We start from the raw sequence: 16225 nt of genomic DNA, 5'->3' as shown, positions 1-16225 counted from the left end.
GCCTATTGTGTCTGAAGCCTGTAGATCTCGGTCTCTTCGCTTCGGCCGGCCAGACAATGTTTGCCGAGCTGGGCGAGATCGGAGCGATCGTCATCAGCCACCAGACCGAAGGTTTCGCCGCTCAGGAGGATCATTACCTCTTCACTTGGCGCGATCGATTTGCCGAGCTGCTCCAGCCGGTTGCAGGCGTTCACCGTGTCGCCGACGATCGTATAGGCCGACCGACCGGTCATGCCGATATTGCCGGCAACGACCGACCCGGAATGGATGCCGATGCGCACCCTGAGGGGCGGCAGGCCCTTTAGGCGTCGCTCGGCGTTGTCGCTGGCGATCGATTTGGCGATCGCCCGCGCTGCCCGGATTGCCCGATCTGCATGGTCCATTTGCGCGTCGGGTGCGCCCCAGAAGGCCATGACGCAATCACCGATGAACTTGTCGATGGTGCCGCCTTCGCTTTCGATGCAGTGGCCGAGCAGGTCGAAGTGGCTGTTGAGCAGTGCCGCCACGTCGCCGGCGCTGGTCTTTTCTGCCGTCGCGGTGAAATCGACCACATCGGTGAACATGATGGTGACGGTGCGCTGGGTGGATGCCAGGTCCTCACGACCGATCAAGTGGCGCACGAGCTTCTTCGGCACATAGGTCTCAAGCCAGCGCAGCCCAGTCAGCATCGTGTTGTAGGCCTTAGCCTGCTCGTCGAGTTCGGTGAAGAGGCTGCCGGGAAGCGGCCGCAGAGCGGCAAAATCGAGCATGCCGACGGCACGGACCTCACGCGCCATGCTGGTGACCGGGCGAACGATCAGGCGACCGACAACCCACGCGATGACGATCGCGACGAACAGCACCGCGAGGCCGGCAATGCCGGCCCGCAGCAGGTCCCACACCGGCTTCTCGACCGCTTCGATCGGAACCTCGACACCGATAATGAGCGGAGAGGGAGCGTAGCCGCGGATCTCGCGCGTCAGGACGACCCGTCCGTCGTCCCCGAGCTTGACCGCGCGTATCTCCATGTCCGAATCGTCGAAGGTCTCGGCCGGTTCTTTCCACAGTGCGGCGAGAAAAGGGTCGCCCAGTTCGTCGAGCTTCGGCAACCGATGCTCCGCCGAAAGGAGCGGATGTCCCGCGGCCATCAGCGGATGGGCGAGAACCTGGTCGCGGCCGTAGAGGACGAAGGGCGTCGCCCCCGGGTTCGAGACGGCAATCTGGCGCAGGAAGTCGGACATGGTGTCGACCGTTATCGTGGCACGGAAAACGCCGGCAAATTCACCGTTGTGGTTTGCCGGTTGCTGCAAATTCGTGACTGACGTGCGTATCGCCGGATCGGGTACGAAATAGACGGGCCCCCAGTGAGGCGTGCCGCTGCGCCGCGCTTCCTCGATCTCCGCGCGCTCGTTGTCGCTCGTGACCTGGTCGGTATAGGAAAAGACACCCTTTGGACCCTGCGTAACGCCGATGATATCGCCGTTGGGCTTCACGAAAGAGAGTACTCGAACTTGCGGCGTTGCCGCCAGAGCGCCCGTCATCACGCGTTCGAACTTCGGCGAATCCTTCGGGTCGAGGCGGCCGGCACCGACCTCTCGCGCCAGAAAGGCGAGCTGATCCTCCACAGGCGAGAAGCGGCTGCCGATTTGCGTCTGCACCGCCTCCAGGCCGAGATGCGCCGATTGCACGAGCAGGTCGCGGGTCGTGCCCGCTGACATGAACCAGACGACCGAGAGGATGACGGCTGCGGTCAGGGCGACCAGGGCTGCCATCACGATCGCCAGGGTGCGCGACAGGGAGATGGTTCGGTTGGGTTTTTCGGCGTTAGTCGCCTTGGTCGTCTGCACCAGCATGCCTCATGTTGCAGCAGGTGCTCGCCATTCGCGCGGCCCCGCAAGGAATGCACCCTCTTCTAGCTGTTTTGGGCTTTTTTCCAAGCGTGCGCCGGCCTTTCCCGTTCTGCGTCAATCTGTCCCTTGCAGCCGCCGGCTGATCGGCTCGAACTCCGGGGTCGCCTTGCGCGGCGTCGTGTCGCGCTCGTTGGCCTCCATCTGCTGCCAGTATTTCCAGCCGACCTTTTTCGCGCCGAGCTCGTAGTCCATGCCGTCCCAGGCATCCTCGCGGAAACTGTAGAAGGCCCAGTGCAGATCGTCCCTGTCGAGCGCGGTCAACACGTCCTCGAGATAGGTCTTGCAGCCGGACCAGAGGCGCATGCAGCCGAACTCGCCGGCAACCAGCCGATTGAGCGGCACGCCCTTGTCTTTTGCCCATCGCACCGGCTCCGCAAGATAGGCTTCGACCCGGGCCCTGTCCCACGTCTCCTCGCCGTCGCCGAAGGGCACCTTGCCGGGGTAGGCGTAGGGCTTGTCGCGCTTCATGTTCGGTGCGCTGGTCGCGGCATAGGGCTCATACATGTGGAAGCTGTAGAGCACCTTCTGGTCGGTGAGCGCTGCCGGCCAATAGGAAAAGGCGTCGGCAGCCGCATACCAGCCGGCATCCGCCATGATGGGCGTTGCCGGGTCGACCGCCCGGATGGCGGCGATTACCGTCTTGTAGAAGGCCCTGAGGTCCGAGGCGCTGCCCGCCTGGTCGCCGTACCAGGCTTGCATCGTCTTTCGGTCGGCATGTTCGGCAAGGCCGTTCCTCTTTTCAGGCGCCGGCTCGTTGACGATGTTGTAGGCGGCGACCGCGGGATGATCCTTCAGCGCGCGGGCCAGATCCTGCCAGAAGGCTGCTGCCTGGCCCCACCAGATCTTGTCCTGCCAGAGACGGCCGTCGAACCGGTTGCCGTTGTTCTGCGCCCAGCGCATGCCGGGCAGCGACAGCGGCGCGATGACGACCTTGAGGCCCGCCTTGTCGGCCCGGTCGAGGGTCTCCTTCAGCGTCTTGAGGTCTGCCGCCGGTATGCCTTCGTATTTGTCGGCGTCGCCGATCAGATAGTCGCGCTTGGCCGGCTCCCACTTGTCGTAGGACAGGCGCACCCAGGTGGCGCCGTAGCCGGCCAAGGCCCTGAAATAGGCGTCGTCCGGGGGCAGCCGGTTGAAGCTGTTGCCGCCATGCTGCGGCTTATCCCAGAAGGTGATGAGATCGGCGGCACTGGCGGAGCCCGCAAGGCTGCAAGCGAGGAGGGCGGAGGCAATCAGGCGCATTCGGTCGGTCCTTCTGGAGTTCTTGGCCTTCGCGGCTCTTGGTTTGGCGCGGCCAACCTACCGGCGGATCGTTTCGCTGAAGTTCCCTGGGGAACAGCGTCAGGGTTCAAAGCGAGTTTGCGAAACCCATTGGCGGTGACTGATGCCGAGCGGTTTCGTTCTTCGCGAGAAAAAGGCCTCGCAGCGGATCAGTGATCCGCTGCGAGGCCCGCTTGCCTGGATATCTTCGCGATCAGTCGGAAAGCGCTGTCGCCGCCTTCTCAATCAGTTCGGCGACGGCGGCCGGCTGGGACAGAAAGACCGCATGACTTACCTTGACCTCGACCGTATCGCTGCCGGCACGCTTGGCCATCGTCCGCATCAGGTCCGGATGAATGGCCCGGTCTTCGGTCGCAATCAGCGCCCAGCTCTTCTTGCCCTTCCAGGCCGGTGCCGTGATCTTCGTCTCGAAGGCAGATTTTGCCGGGAAGACCTGGGAATGAGCCATGAAACGGGCTTCTACCTCGGGAACGTCGGCGGCGAAGTCCGCGGCGAAGACTTCCGGATCGAGATAGAGATATCCGTCGTCCGTTGCCGCGATGCCCTTGGTTGCAGCCGGCTTCCTGGCTGCCAGGTCAAGCAGAGTTTCGCCAGCATCCGGCTGAAAGGCTGCGACATAGACGAGGCCGGCGACGTTTTCGGAAGTCCCGGCTTCGGTGACGATCATGCCGCCATAGCTGTGGCCAACGAGGACCGATGGGCCGTCCTGAAGGTCGAGGATGCGTTTGGTTGCCGCGACATCGTCGCCAAGCGAGGTCATCGGCGGTTGGACGACCGTGACGGTGAAGCCTTTGGTGGTCAAAAGGTCGAAGACCTTGCGCCAGCTCGAGCCGTCGGCGAGTGCGCCGTGCACGATGACGACATTCTTGACGGGTTCGGCCAGGGCATGCCCAAGCGGGGCCGCCGCCAAAGCCAGGAGTGTGGCAGCCAGGATTCTCATCTTTCGCATTCTTAGGTCCTTTCCTTGAGAGCGGAGTGATTGTTCCCCGACAAGCGGCGTCTTCTTCGGGTGACGCTTCTGGATTTTGGAAGGCGCACGCATGCTCTGGCCGCGGGGTCCGCGGCGCATGATGGTGCGTCTTCGATAGTTCGGACGGCGATTGCCGAACTATGGTAAGAGGAGAGCCGCTTGTCCGGCAGCGGTTCGCCGGCCTGCCGTCAGCGCCATTGCGGATGCCGCGAGCGCGTTGCGGTCGAGCCGGAAGTGGCGGTAGAGATCGCCGATCGTGCCGGTCTGGCCGAAATGTTCCACGCCGTGCGCGATGGTGCGGTGGCCGGCGACGGCACCGAGCCACGAGAGCGCTGCCGGATGGCCATCGAGCACGGTGACGATCGCGCAGTGGCCGGGCAGCGGATCGAGCAGCCGCTCGATATGGCTTTTCGCACGGGGGTTGCCACGGGCCCGTTCGCGCTGGGCGGCCGTCCAACCGGCATTGAGACGGTCAGCCGAGGTGACGGCGAGCACGCCAATGTCGCGGCGGACCTCGCCTATAAGTCCGGCAGCGGCAATCGCCTCGTCGGCCACCGCACCCTGGTAGGCAATGACGACATCGCAGTTTGGCCCTGGCTTGCGCAGCCAATAGGCGCCGTCGATTGAACCCTGGCCAAAATCATCGTCGACGCGCTTCAGCGGCTGTTCGAGCGGCTTGGTGGTGAGCCTCAGATAGACGGAGCCGCCGGTCTCGTCGCGCAGCCAGGTGCGCTCGTCCGGATCGTTGTCGCCATCGCGCTGCATGTAGTCGAAGGCCCATTCCATGATGACGGCGAGTTCGTCTGCAAAGGCTGGTTCGAACGCTGCCAGTCCGTCCTGGCTGATCCCAATCAGCGGCGTGCCGATCGACTGGTGCGCGCCCCCTTCGGGCGCCAGCGTCACGCCCGAGGGCGTGCCGACGATCATGAAGCGGGCGTCCTGGTAGCAGGCATAGTTGAGCGCATCGAGGCCGCGGCAGACGAAGGGGTCATAGACAGTGCCGATCGGGATCAGCCTTTTCCCGAAGAGCGAATGGCTGAGGCCGGCGGCGCCGAGCAATAGGAACAGATTCATCTCGGCGATGCCGAGTTCCACATGCTGGCCCTCCGGAGTGAACTCCCACTTTGCCGTCGATGGAATGCGGTGCTCGATGAAGGCGTCGGCGAGCGGCTGGCGGGCAAAGAGCTTGCGCCGGTTGACCCAAGCGCCAAGACTGGTGGTGCCGGTGACATCGGGCGACGTCGTGAGGATGCGTTCGGCCAGGTCCGACTTGCCCTTGGCGAGATCGTCGAGGATCTTGCCGAAGGCCATCTGCGTCGACACCTCGCGCTGGGTCTCAAACGCGATCGGCGGCACCTCGAGCCGGTGCTCGGCGTGGCGGCGTATGCCTTCGGCAAAGAAAGGGACCGCGGCGAGGAACGCCTGGAGCGCTTGACGATCCGCCACTCCGGCGAAAGGCTCCCATTCCTCGCCGCGCCCGACACCCATATGCGCCTGCCATTCGGCGAACTGGGTCGTCGTCATCAGGCCACCGTGATTGTCCTTGTGGCCGGCAATCGGCGTGCTCCAGCCCTTGATGGTATAGGCAAGGAAGCAGGTCGGCCGATCATGGTCGATCGCTGCGAAGGTTTCGGCCATCGTCTCGACGCAGTTGCCACCGAGGTTCTCCATCAGCGCTGAAAGCTCGGCATCGCTGCGCCGCTCGATGAGCGCCGAGACGTCACCCTGGTCGCCAAGATCGTCGGCAAGCCGCTTGCGCCAGACGGCACCGCCCATGAAAGTCAGCGCCGCATAGTCCTGATTGGAGCAACCGTCGATCCAGTCGCGCAGCTTCTCGCCGCCCGGTTCGGCAAAGGCCGCGCGCTGTAGCACGCCATATTTCACCCGCACCACGTCCCAGCCGAAGGCGTCGAAGATTTTCTCGACGCGCTCGAACAGGCCCTCGCGCACGATCCCGTCGAGCGACTGCCTGTTATAGTCGATGATCCACCAGCAGTTCCTGAGGTCGTTCTTCCAGCCCTCCTGCAGCGTCTCGTAGACGTTGCCTTCGTCAAGCTCGGCATCGCCGACGAGCGCGACCATGCGGCCGATCTTGCCCTCGCCCCATTGTTTGGCACGGACGAAATCCTGGACGATCGAGGCGAGCGCGGTGATGCCGACGCCGAGACCGACCGAGCCGGTCGAAAAATCGACATCGTCGACATCCTTGGTCCGGCTCGGATAGCTCTGCGCCCCGCCAAAGCCGCGGAAGTTCTCAAGTTTCTCGCGCGTCTGTCGGCCCATCAGATAGTGCATCGCGTGGAAGACCGGCGCCGCATGCGGCTTGACGGCAACACGATCCTCCGGCCTGAGCGCCGAGAAATAGAGCGCGGTCATGATCGAGACGACCGAGGCGCAACTGGCCTGATGCCCCCCAGTCTTGATGCCGTCGACCTTCGGCCGGATGTGGTTGGCGTGATGGATCATCCAGTGGGAGAGCCAGAGCAGGCGCTTTTCAATGGTCTTCAGATGGGTCGTGTCGGTCATCGCCAGGTTCCGATGGAGAAGGACGTAAGGTGACAGTCTAGGCCAAGGACTCAGCCGTCCTTGTAGTAGTAGCTGTAGCCGTTGAGCGCCGGTGCGCCGCCGAGGTGGGCGTAGAGAACGCGAGACCCCTCCGGGAAGAATCCCTTGCGGGTAAGGTCGATCATCCCCTGCATGGATTTGCCCTCATAGACAGGGTCGGTAATCATCGCTTCGGTGCGAGCCGCGAGCCGGATCGCCTCGTTGGTTTCCTCTGATGGTACGCCATAGGCGGGATAGGCGTAATCGGGATTGATCACGATCTCGTCTTCGCGGATCGCCCTGCCGAGGCGAACCAGTTCGGCCGTCGAGTCGACGATCTTTCGAACCTGGGAGCGGGTCTGCTCGAGCGTGCCCGATGCGTCGATGCCGATCACCCGATTGGCGCGGTCCTGTGCGGCAAAGCCGACGATCATGCCGCCCTGGGTGGAGCCGGTGACGACGCAGACGACGATGTAGTCGAAGGTGAAGCCGAGCTCCTTTTCCTGTGCCGCCACCTCTTCGGCAAAGCCGACGTAGCCGAGTGCGCCATACTTGTGCACCGAGGCGCCGGCCGGGATCGGGTAGGGCTTGCCGCCGGCATCCTTAACCGACTGGATCGCATCTTCCCAGCTCTTCCGAATACCGATGTCGAAACCGTCGTCGACGAGTCGACTGTCCGCCCCCATCAGCCGTGTCATCAGGATGTTGCCGACGCGGTCATAGACCGCATCATAGTGCGGCACCCATTTTTCCTGGATGACGACGCATTTCATGCCGATCTTGGCAGCAGTGGCGGCGACCATGCGGGTGTGGTTCGACTGCACGCCGCCGATCGAGACCAGCGTATCGGCGCCCGAAGCGATTGCGTCGGGCACGATATACTCAAGCTTCCGGAGCTTGTTGCCGCCCGTGGCGAGGCCGGAATTGCAGTCGTCGCGTTTGGCGTAAATCGCGACCTTTCCGCCGAGCGCCGCCGTCAGTCGCGGCAGATGCTCGATCGGCGTCGGGCCGAAGGTGAGGGGGTAGCGTTCGAACTTCTCAAGCAGTGACATGATCCAGGCCTCCGTGTGAAAATTGTAGGAGAAGGATAGGCGAATTCTCGTGAAAGGTGCTCTCTAAATTGCTGTCAAAATTTCGCTGGATAGAATACAATTCCGATCAAGTTTTGATTTTCTTCAATAAACGGGATAGATAATGAAAGATTCTTCCGATGATGATTTTGACCGGATCGATCTCAAGATCCTGCGTGCCCTGCAATCCGAAGGACGGCTGACCAACGCCGACCTTGCCGAGCGGGTAAACGTCAGTCCGGCGACCTGTCATCGGCGAACACAGAGGTTGTTCGAAGAGGGTCATATCACCGGTGTGAGGGCGGAGGTCGCGCCGGCAGCGGTCGGTCTCGGAGCGTTGGTGATGGTCGGCGTTGTGCTCGATCGTTCGACGCCCGAGAGCTTTGCGGCCTTCGAGGGCGCGGTGCTGGAGATGAAGGAAGTGCTCGACTGCAATCTCGTTGCTGGCGACTTCGACTATCTTTTGAAAATCCGGGTCCGAGACATGGCGGACTTCAACAAACTGCACGGTCAGAAGCTGATTGCGCTACCGGGGGTACGCCAGACGCGCACCTTCTTTGTGATGAAGGAAGTCAAGGAGAACGCCCGGCTGCCGTTCTGACGGTCGTCGAACGATTGGCCTTTCGCATCGAAGGGCACGCGAGACCCGGTACGTCTTCAGCGTGCCGGATGCGGCCCGATAGGTGCAACCCGGTCAGACCTGGACGAAGTGATCGTCTGCGACCTGCTGAAAGCGCCGCGTTTCCGGAACGTAGTTGGGCGCGCGCAAGGGGCTCTTCAGCTCGTCGCTCGCGACATTGCGGCGCGCATGGCGACGGGTCGGATCGGCGATTGGGACGGCGGCCATCAGCTTCTTCGTATAGGGATGCTGCGGATTCTCGAAAACCTGCGCACGCGAGCCGATTTCGACGATCTCGCCGAGATGCATCACGGCGACCCGGTGGCTGACGCGCTCGACGACGGCCATGTCGTGCGAGATGAAAAGATAGGCAAGGCCGAGGCTCGCCTGCAGGTCGAGCAAGAGGTTGATGACCTGTGCCTTGATCGAGACGTCGAGTGCCGAAACAGACTCGTCGGCGACGATCAGCTTCGGGTCGAGCGCCAAGGCGCGTGCGATGCAGACGCGCTGGCGCTGGCCGCCGGAGAACTCGTGCGGGTAGCGGGCGGCCATGTCGGCCTGCAGTCCGACGCGTTCGAGCAGGTCGGCGACCTTCTCACGCGCCTGCCGTGCCGTGCCGAGCTTGTGTTCGAGATAGGGTTCGGCGATCGCGGCGCCCACCGTCATGCGCGGATTGAGGCTCGCGAAAGGATCCTGAAAGATCATCTGCATGGTGCGGCGCATTTCGCGCAGCTGCCTGCGATCCATTTTGAGGACGTCCTGGCCGTCGAGCGCCACGGAGCCGCTTTCCGGCTCGATCAGCCGCATGATGGCCCGGCCGGTCGTCGACTTGCCGCAGCCGGATTCGCCGACGAGCGACAGCGTCTCGCCCGGCTGCAGACTGAAGGAGACGTTCTCGATGGCGTGGACGCGGCCTTTGAGCTTGCCGAGCAAGCCGGCGTGGATGTCGAAGCGCTTGACGAGGTTCTTGACCTCGAGGATCGGCTTGCGGCCGGCCTGGACCGTATCGGTGGCTTCCGCCGTCGCCGAAGGCAGCCCGGTCGCGGCGTCGATGACGGGAAAACGCATCGGCTGGCTTTCGCCCTTCATCGAGCCGAGCATCGGCACGGCCGAGAGCAGTGCGCGGGTATAGGGGTGTTTCGCCCGAAGGAAGATGTCCTCGGTGTTGCCGGTCTCGACCGCGTCACCGCGGAACATCACCACCGTGCGGTCGGCGATTTCGGCGACCACGCCCATGTCGTGGGTAATGAAGAGCACCGAGGTGCCTTCCTCCTCCTGCAACACCTTGATCAGGTCGAGGATCTGGCCCTGGATGGTGACGTCGAGCGCCGTCGTCGGCTCGTCGGCGATCAGGAGCTTCGGCCGGCTCGCGAGCGCCATGGCGATCATCACGCGCTGGCGCATGCCGCCGGAGAAGCGGTGCGGGTATTCGTCGAAGCGCGAGGCGGCGGAGGGAATGCGGACCTTTTCGAGCAATCGGATGGTTTCCGCCCGGGCGTCGGCCTTCGACATTGGCCTGTGGCAGAGAAGGGCCTCGGAGATCTGGTCACCGATGGTGAACAGCGGATTGAGGCTGGTCATCGGCTCCTGGAAGATCATCGCGACATCGTTGCCGCGCACGCGGCGCATCTCAGATTCCGGCAAGTCGAGGATGTTGCGCCCGCCCATCATCACCCGCCCTTCGACGCGGCTCGTCTCCTTCTGCAGGAGCCGCATGATCGAGAGCGAAGTGACGCTCTTGCCCGAGCCGGATTCGCCGACGATCGCCACGGTTTCGCCGGGCGCGACGGTAAACGATATGTCCCGGACGACAGGCTTCCAGGCGCCGTCGACCAGGAAAGAGGTCGTCAGGTTCTCGACGGAGAGAACGGGCGCCGTCGAACGGTCCGGCTGGGCTTTGGTCTCGGTCATCTCGTTTCCTCCGTCAGATGCTGCGCGTATCTTAGTTGGTCGTCGGGTCAGTCGGGCCAGCGCAGCAGGCCGGCGAAGCGGCGTGCGTTGCGTTCGGCGAGCGACGTGGCGATGATCTCGTTCGAGGCTCTCGCCTTGTCGAGCTCCTCGGCGAGGCGGCTGGCGACGATCTTCTCCTGGCCCGGATGCAGGTTACAGGGGTCGAGGTAGAAGTAATTGTGCTCGGCCTCGTGGTCTCGCACGATGATCGGCGGCGCGCCGCGGGCCAGCGCATCGGCGAGATCCCAGGCGGTGATATGGGCTTCCTGCGGGTCGATGTTGACGCGCAGCCGGTCGAGCGGGTTGTTGGTCGGGTCGGCCTCGATCACCGGCTTGATGCCGGGACGGCCGTCGAGCGTCTCGCGCCAGAGGTTCAGGTAACCGGTTTCGCGCTCGCGGATGCCGGCATGGTCGCGGGTTTCCCAGGCTTGAAGTGCCGCCATCACGCCGAGCATGCTTTCCTTGCCCACCTTCATGCCGCGGCCGATGCCGAGGTTCTGCAGGAAGGTGTTGCGCACCATTTCCTTTTTGCCGGCGACGATGCCGGAGGTCGGGCCGCCCAGAAACTTGTGGCCGGAATAGAGCACGATGTCGGCGCCCTCATCGAGGAAGATGCGCAGGTCGTATTCGGAAGCGGCGTCGACGATGACCGGCACACCCTTCGAATGGCAGACCTCGGCAAATTCCCTGAGGCCGACGAGACCGTATTGCACCACGTGATGCGAGACGACGTAGACGGCGCAAGCGGTGCGCTCGTTGATCGCGCCTTCGATATGGTAGCGATAGGCCGACGTCGCCTGGCCGACGATCACCGGCTTGGCGCCGGCAAGCCGGATCGCCTGGTCGACGGGCGCGCCGTAGCTGACCACATGGCCCATCTGCAGAATGACTTCATTCTTGAGGCCGGTCGTATCCGGCAGGCGCTCGATGGCGGCAAGGTCGCTTCCGGTCATGGTGCCGGCAATGGCGAGGCTGATGCCGGCGGAGCAGGACGCCGTGATGAAGCCGGCCTCGGCACCCGTCAGCCGAGCAATCACCGGGCTCACCTTGCGCTGCAGGTCGTTGATCTCGACGAACTGCGGCAGTATGCCTGTCATGGCCGCGATCGCTTCCGGGACCACGATCGATGCGCCGAGGCTGGTCATCGTGCCGGAGACGTTGATAACGGGACGAAGTCCGAGAGCTTCGCGAATGTCACGGTCAGGCATAGTGGTCTCCATATGATTTTCTGGCGGTCGAAGCGGGTAGACTATTCCGTCTTCGCGGAATATCTACCATAGTAATGAAGTATGAGTGAGGCTTTGCGCTATCTGACGCGGCCGCCATCGGCGGCGCGGCGGCAGCGGAAGCCGAGATTTTACCGGCAGCACGCCCTTCGAGCGGTGCAGGAGTGAAGCAGTGGACAAGACGATGACCGGCGTCGAGCCGACCGACGATATGGAAACGACCGGCAAGCCGCGCCGCTCGCGCGTGAGCGGCATGGATCGCGCCTTGCAGGTGCTCGATTTCCTTTATGAGACGGGTTCCCCGAGTGGCGTCTACGCGATTGCCAAGGCTGTCGGCGCGCCGCTGTCGACCGCTTATGTCATCGTCGACGACATGGTCGAAAAGAACCTGCTTAGCCGCGATGCCGATGGGCTCGTCTGGCTCGGCGACCGGCTCTATCACTATGGCCTTGCCTATGCCCGCTCGCTCGATTTCCTCGGCGTCGCCACCCGCGAGATGCACGACCTCGGCCGTGAAGTTGCCGAGACGATCCAGCTTTGCGGCCGCGACGGCGACTACATGCAGGTGCTCGCCATGGCCGATGGTCCCGGCCATTTCCAGGTGACCTCGCGCGTCGGTACCCGCGTGCCGCTCAACTGGACGGCGTCGGGCCGTCTTCTGGTGGGGCATCTGCCCGCCGACGAACGGCTGGAGCTGTTCCGCCGCTGCGCACGAACCTCGCCGACCGGCCGCGCCGATATCGATCCGGCCGCGCTCTCCGCCCAGGCTGAAAGCGCGCTTTCCGCAAGGCTGTCGATCCAGGCGGGCGAATCCGACTATGCCGTCGCCTGCGTCGCAGCCCCGATCCTCGACGATAAGGGCAATTGCGCTGCCACGATCTCGATCGTCCTGCCCGAGCAGAAAATCCTCGACGACCGGGCGTTCTACGCCGATCACGTCAGGGTTTCCGCCGAGCGGATCGAAAAAATGATGGGCTGGCGCAGCCACTGATCCGACCTCCCGTCGTCACTCGTGCAGAGCGACGATCGCCTCGATCTCGACGGTGATGTTGCCGGGTAACGACCCGAAACCCACCGCCGAGCGCGCATGGCTGCCGGCCGCTCCAAAAACGTCCATCATCAGGTCCGAGCAGCCGTTGATGACGCGCGGATGTTCGGCAAAATCCGGAACGGCATTGACCATGCCCAGGATCTTGACGATGCGCTTGACCTTTCCGAGGTCTCCGAGCGCATCATGCATGACCGCAAGCAGGTTGATGCCGGTTAACCGTGCGTGGTCATAGGCGCTGTCGATGTCGACATCGCCGCCGACCTTGCCGGCGTAGAGATGACCGTCGGGCTCGCGTGGGCCCTGGCCGGAGAGATACAGGATGTTGCCTTCGCGCACATGCGTCACGAAATTGGCGATCGGCGGTGGCGCAGGCGGCAGGTTGATGCCGAGGGCCTGAAGGCGTTCGTAGGGTGAGACAGCGACGGGGCTGTCGTTTTTCGGGTCCATACTGTTCACGCGTTGTCCTGTCATTTCTGTATTCTGTCGCCCTGGCTTAGCGGTAGCTGAAGCCGTGGCTGTGGTCCGGGCACTCGATATGCTGCGGCTGGTAACGATTGGCGGCAACCACGTGGGTGCCCATGACCGCGTAGCGCGGCTCGAAGAGGCGGTTGAGGTGCGCTTCGGCGCCGAGTGAATCGAAGACCCGAAGCTCGCTATCGACGAGGTCGAAGAGGGTGAATTCGGCGCGGGCGCCGACGGTAAGCAGATTGTCCATCGGCAGGCGGATGACCGAGGCGGGCGCTTGGGTCACGGCCTCGACCACCTTTTCGAAAGGCATGCCGACGCTCAAGAGCTTCGACATGGTGGTGCCCAGGTCCCAGACGGACTGGTTCATGCTGCGCAGGTGCACGTCGGTGGAGATCGAGAAGGGGAGCAGACCGCGGGCGATCGCCACTTCCGCCACGCGGAAGGAGAACGAGGCGCCGCCGTGGCCGATGTCGAGGCGGATGCCTTCGCCGGCGCAGCGTTCGGCAAGCTCAAACAGGTCCTCGTCCTCGATGATGCTGGAACCGGCCTTGCCGTTGAAGCAATGGGTGACGATGTCGCCGGGCCCGAGGATTTCCAGAACCTCGTCATAGAGCGCCGGCGGCTCGCCGACATGCACCATGACAGGGATCTTCAGGATTTTGGCGATCTTCTTGCCGAGCTTCACCGGCGTCACGCCCCAGGAACCGGTGATGACGTGGCTGGCGCGCACCTTCAGGCCGACGATGTGCTCGCGGTTTTCCTGGTAGCAGGCGATGATACGGTCGATGTCGATCGAGCGGATGTCGGAGAGTTCGCTGACGCGGTTGCAGGCGACAAGCCCGATCGAGCCGAGATTGAGGAACGCCTTGATGCGCTCGCGCGACGGCTCGATGATGTATTCGCGAAAGCCGTGGAAATTGGCTTCACCGGCCGAACCCGCGTCGACGATCGTGGTGACGCCGCGCTCCATGCCGCAAAGCTGCGGGCGCACAGAAATGTCGGTGCCGCCGTGCCAGACGTGGGCGTGCAGGTCGATCCAGCCGGGCGAGATCCAGGCGCCCTTGCCCTCTATGCGACGCACGTCGCCTGATGCCTCCAGGTTCGGGCCGAGGGCTGCGATGCGGCCTTCGTCGTCGACGAGGATGTCGGTGGTTTCAGCCGGCGCGGCCATGCCGAAGGCGACGGGCTTCACCTGCCGGATCAGCACCGGACCGGCGTTCGATGTTGCGGTCGTCATGACTTACAGGTCCTTTCTGAGGCGGGGATCGAGCATATCGCGCAGGCCGTCACCGACCATCTGCAGCGACAAGACCGAAAGCACGATGGCGATGCCGGGGAAGAGCGTTACCCAGTCGGCCTGGCCGATATATTGACGCCCCGAGGCGATCATCGTGCCCCAGGTCGGGATTTCCGGGCTGACGCCGACGCCGAGGAAGGAAAGCCCGGCTTCGGCAAGCATCGCATGGGCGAAGAGGAAGGTGCCCTGCACGAGGACGGGCGAAAGCAGATTGCGCAGCACGTGACGCGTCATGATGTGTGGCGTCGAGATCCCGAGCGCGCGGGCCGCCTCGACATAAGGAAGCTCGCGGATGACCAGTGTCGAGGCGCGCACCACGCGGGCGAGCCGCGGCGCATAGACGATGCTGAGCGCGATGATGACGGTCGTCAGCGAGGGGCCCAAGGCCGCGACCAGCGCGATCGCAAGCAGGATGTCCGGGAAGGCCATCATCGCGTCGATGACGCGGGCGATCGGCGTGTCGAGCTTCGGAAAGAAGCCGGCGAGCAGACCGAGCACGACGCCGATCACGGTTGCAAGCGTGACGACCGCCGCACCGACAAGCAGCGACAATCGGCCGGCATAGATGGTGCGGGAGAAGACATCGCGGCCGAACTCGTCGGTGCCGAAGAACCATTGCAGGCTCGGCGGCTGCAGCCGGTTGACGATCGACAGCTTGCCGGGCGCATAGGGTGCGATCAGCGGCGCGAAGACGGCAAGCAGCACGAAGACGGTGAGCACGATCAGGCCGAAGGCAACGGTTTTGCGCTTCAACAGCCGGCGGACGAACTTGCGGCCTTCGCTCTCGGTGGGGGCAGATACGGTGATAGACATCAGTAGCGCACCCTTGGATCAACGAGGAGATAGAGCATGTCGATCACGAAATTGATCAGCACGTAGAGCGCGGCAATGACGAGCAGCGCGCCCTGGATGACGGGATAGTCGCGGCGAAGCACGGCGGAGACGACGAGATTGCCGACGCCGGGCAGGCCAAAGACGGTTTCCGTGACAACCGCACCCGAGATCAGCACGGCGGCGGTGAGGCCAATGATCGTCAGGATCGGGATCAGCGCGTTTTTCAGTGCGTGCTTCATCACCACCTTGCGTTCGCCGAGGCCTTTGGCGCGGGCGGTGCGGATGAAATCGTCGCCGAGCACGTCGAGCATCGATGCACGGGTAAAGCGCAGGATCAGCGCCGAGGAGACGACGCCGAGCGCGATCGCCGGCAAGGTCAGGTGATACATGCGCTCGGTGAAGGAGGATCCGGGGCCGCCATAGCCGGAGACCGGGAACCAGCCGAAACGCACGGCAAAGACCTGGATCAGGATCAGGCCAAGCCAGAAACTCGGTATGCTGGCGGCGAGCATGGCAAGCGTTGTTGCCGCCTGGTCGACGAAGGAGCCGCGCCTGTAGGCGGCATAGATGCCGATCGGCAGCGCGATGGCGCAGGCGATGACGATTGAGAACAGGGTCAGGAAGAAGGTCGGCTCGGCACGCTCCGCCAGTGCTGACGTGACCGGCTGGTTGAGGAAGATCGACTGGCCGAGATCGCCCTGCAGCAGTTGTCCGATATAGTAAACATATTGCAGGCCGAGCGACTGGTCGAGGCCAAGCCGGCTGCGCAGCGCCGTAATGTCTTCCTGGGTTGCTTCCGGACCGAGCATGACGGCGGCGGGATCGCCGGGCGTCACGCGGACGATGACGAAGACGATCGTGACGACAATCGCCATGACGACGATCATGCCCATCAACCGTTGGAAGATGTAGCGTAACATGGTGGCCTCGAACCTTTCCTGTGCGCTCCGCCGCAAGGGTGGAGTGACGCGCCCCTTCGAGCGGGCGCCAGGCGCATGGCCCGGCTGCCCGCCGAAGTCCCTTGGGAGG

13 protein-coding genes are annotated in these 16225 nt (G+C 63.7%); 2 read left to right on the top strand and 11 right to left on the bottom strand.

Going from position 1 to position 16225, the window contains the following annotated elements:
* Positions 1 to 2: 2 nt before the first annotated feature.
* The 5 genes from IB262_RS36670 to IB262_RS10585 form a co-directional block, all read right to left on the bottom strand.
* Positions 3 to 1826, bottom strand: coding sequence for an adenylate/guanylate cyclase domain-containing protein (locus IB262_RS36670; RefSeq protein ID WP_167550709.1), 1824 nt, complete (start codon positions 1824 to 1826; stop codon positions 3 to 5).
* A 117-nt stretch (positions 1827 to 1943) separates the two neighbouring features.
* Positions 1944 to 3128 carry a cellulase family glycosylhydrolase gene (locus IB262_RS10600; RefSeq protein ID WP_034787610.1) on the bottom strand — a complete coding sequence of 395 codons (1185 nt, stop codon included), beginning with the start codon at positions 3126 to 3128 and terminating at the stop codon, positions 1944 to 1946.
* Positions 3129 to 3360: 232 nt separating this feature from the next.
* Entirely contained in the window at positions 3361 to 4116 is a 756-nt protein-coding gene (locus tag IB262_RS10595; RefSeq protein ID WP_034787606.1) for an alpha/beta hydrolase, read from the bottom strand.
* 159 nt (positions 4117 to 4275) lie between these two features.
* Positions 4276 to 6663 carry a 1-deoxy-D-xylulose-5-phosphate synthase N-terminal domain-containing protein gene (locus tag IB262_RS10590; protein WP_034787602.1) on the bottom strand — a complete coding sequence of 796 codons (2388 nt, stop codon included), beginning with the start codon at positions 6661 to 6663 and terminating at the stop codon, positions 4276 to 4278.
* A 50-nt stretch (positions 6664 to 6713) separates the two neighbouring features.
* Positions 6714 to 7733 carry a 1-aminocyclopropane-1-carboxylate deaminase gene (locus IB262_RS10585; protein WP_034787590.1) on the bottom strand — a complete coding sequence of 340 codons (1020 nt, stop codon included), beginning with the start codon at positions 7731 to 7733 and terminating at the stop codon, positions 6714 to 6716.
* A 142-nt stretch (positions 7734 to 7875) separates the two neighbouring features.
* Here IB262_RS10585 and IB262_RS10580 point away from each other — a divergent pair, with 142 nt between their 5' ends.
* Positions 7876 to 8352 (top strand): Lrp/AsnC ligand binding domain-containing protein, encoded by a 477-nt coding sequence (locus tag IB262_RS10580; protein ID WP_034787587.1) that lies wholly within the window; start codon positions 7876 to 7878, stop codon positions 8350 to 8352.
* Between the two features lie 93 nt (positions 8353 to 8445).
* Here the strand turns inward: IB262_RS10580 and IB262_RS10575 are convergent, their stop codons facing one another.
* Together IB262_RS10575 and IB262_RS10570 are read right to left on the bottom strand one after the other, a co-directional pair.
* The gene (locus IB262_RS10575; RefSeq protein ID WP_034787584.1) at positions 8446 to 10281 is read right to left on the bottom strand and encodes an ABC transporter ATP-binding protein; all 1836 of its coding nucleotides are present in this window, start codon (positions 10279 to 10281) and stop codon (positions 8446 to 8448) included.
* Positions 10282 to 10328: 47 nt separating this feature from the next.
* Entirely contained in the window at positions 10329 to 11528 is a 1200-nt protein-coding gene (locus IB262_RS10570) for an aminotransferase class V-fold PLP-dependent enzyme (protein WP_034787581.1), read from the bottom strand.
* A 202-nt stretch (positions 11529 to 11730) separates the two neighbouring features.
* On the opposite strand from IB262_RS10570, the gene IB262_RS10565 reads away from it, so the two are divergent.
* The gene (locus IB262_RS10565; protein WP_034787939.1) at positions 11731 to 12537 is read left to right on the top strand and encodes an IclR family transcriptional regulator; all 807 of its coding nucleotides are present in this window, start codon (positions 11731 to 11733) and stop codon (positions 12535 to 12537) included.
* Between the two features lie 15 nt (positions 12538 to 12552).
* On the opposite strand, the gene IB262_RS10560 is transcribed toward IB262_RS10565, so the two are convergent.
* From IB262_RS10560 to IB262_RS10545, 4 genes are read right to left on the bottom strand one after another with little or no spacing between them, the layout of a single operon-like run.
* Positions 12553 to 13044: a RidA family protein gene (locus IB262_RS10560; protein WP_034787577.1), complete on the bottom strand. Its 492-nt coding sequence runs from the start codon at positions 13042 to 13044 to the stop codon at positions 12553 to 12555.
* A 46-nt stretch (positions 13045 to 13090) separates the two neighbouring features.
* Complete coding sequence (locus IB262_RS10555; RefSeq protein ID WP_034787575.1) at positions 13091 to 14302, bottom strand: amidohydrolase/deacetylase family metallohydrolase; 1212 nt, start codon at positions 14300 to 14302, stop codon at positions 13091 to 13093.
* A 3-nt stretch (positions 14303 to 14305) separates the two neighbouring features.
* Positions 14306 to 15175, bottom strand: a complete 870-nt coding sequence (locus IB262_RS10550) for an ABC transporter permease (RefSeq protein WP_034787571.1) — start codon at positions 15173 to 15175, stop codon at positions 14306 to 14308.
* Complete coding sequence (locus IB262_RS10545) at positions 15175 to 16116, bottom strand: ABC transporter permease (protein WP_034787569.1); 942 nt, start codon at positions 16114 to 16116, stop codon at positions 15175 to 15177. Before IB262_RS10545 ends, IB262_RS10550 begins: the two co-directional genes overlap by 1 nt.
* Positions 16117 to 16225 lie beyond the last annotated feature (109 nt).

It is taken from the genome of Ensifer sp. ENS02 (genome assembly GCF_014851885.1).
Taxonomy (GTDB): domain Bacteria; phylum Pseudomonadota; class Alphaproteobacteria; order Rhizobiales; family Rhizobiaceae; genus Ensifer; species Ensifer adhaerens.
This window is presented reverse-complemented; position numbering and strand designations above follow the sequence as displayed.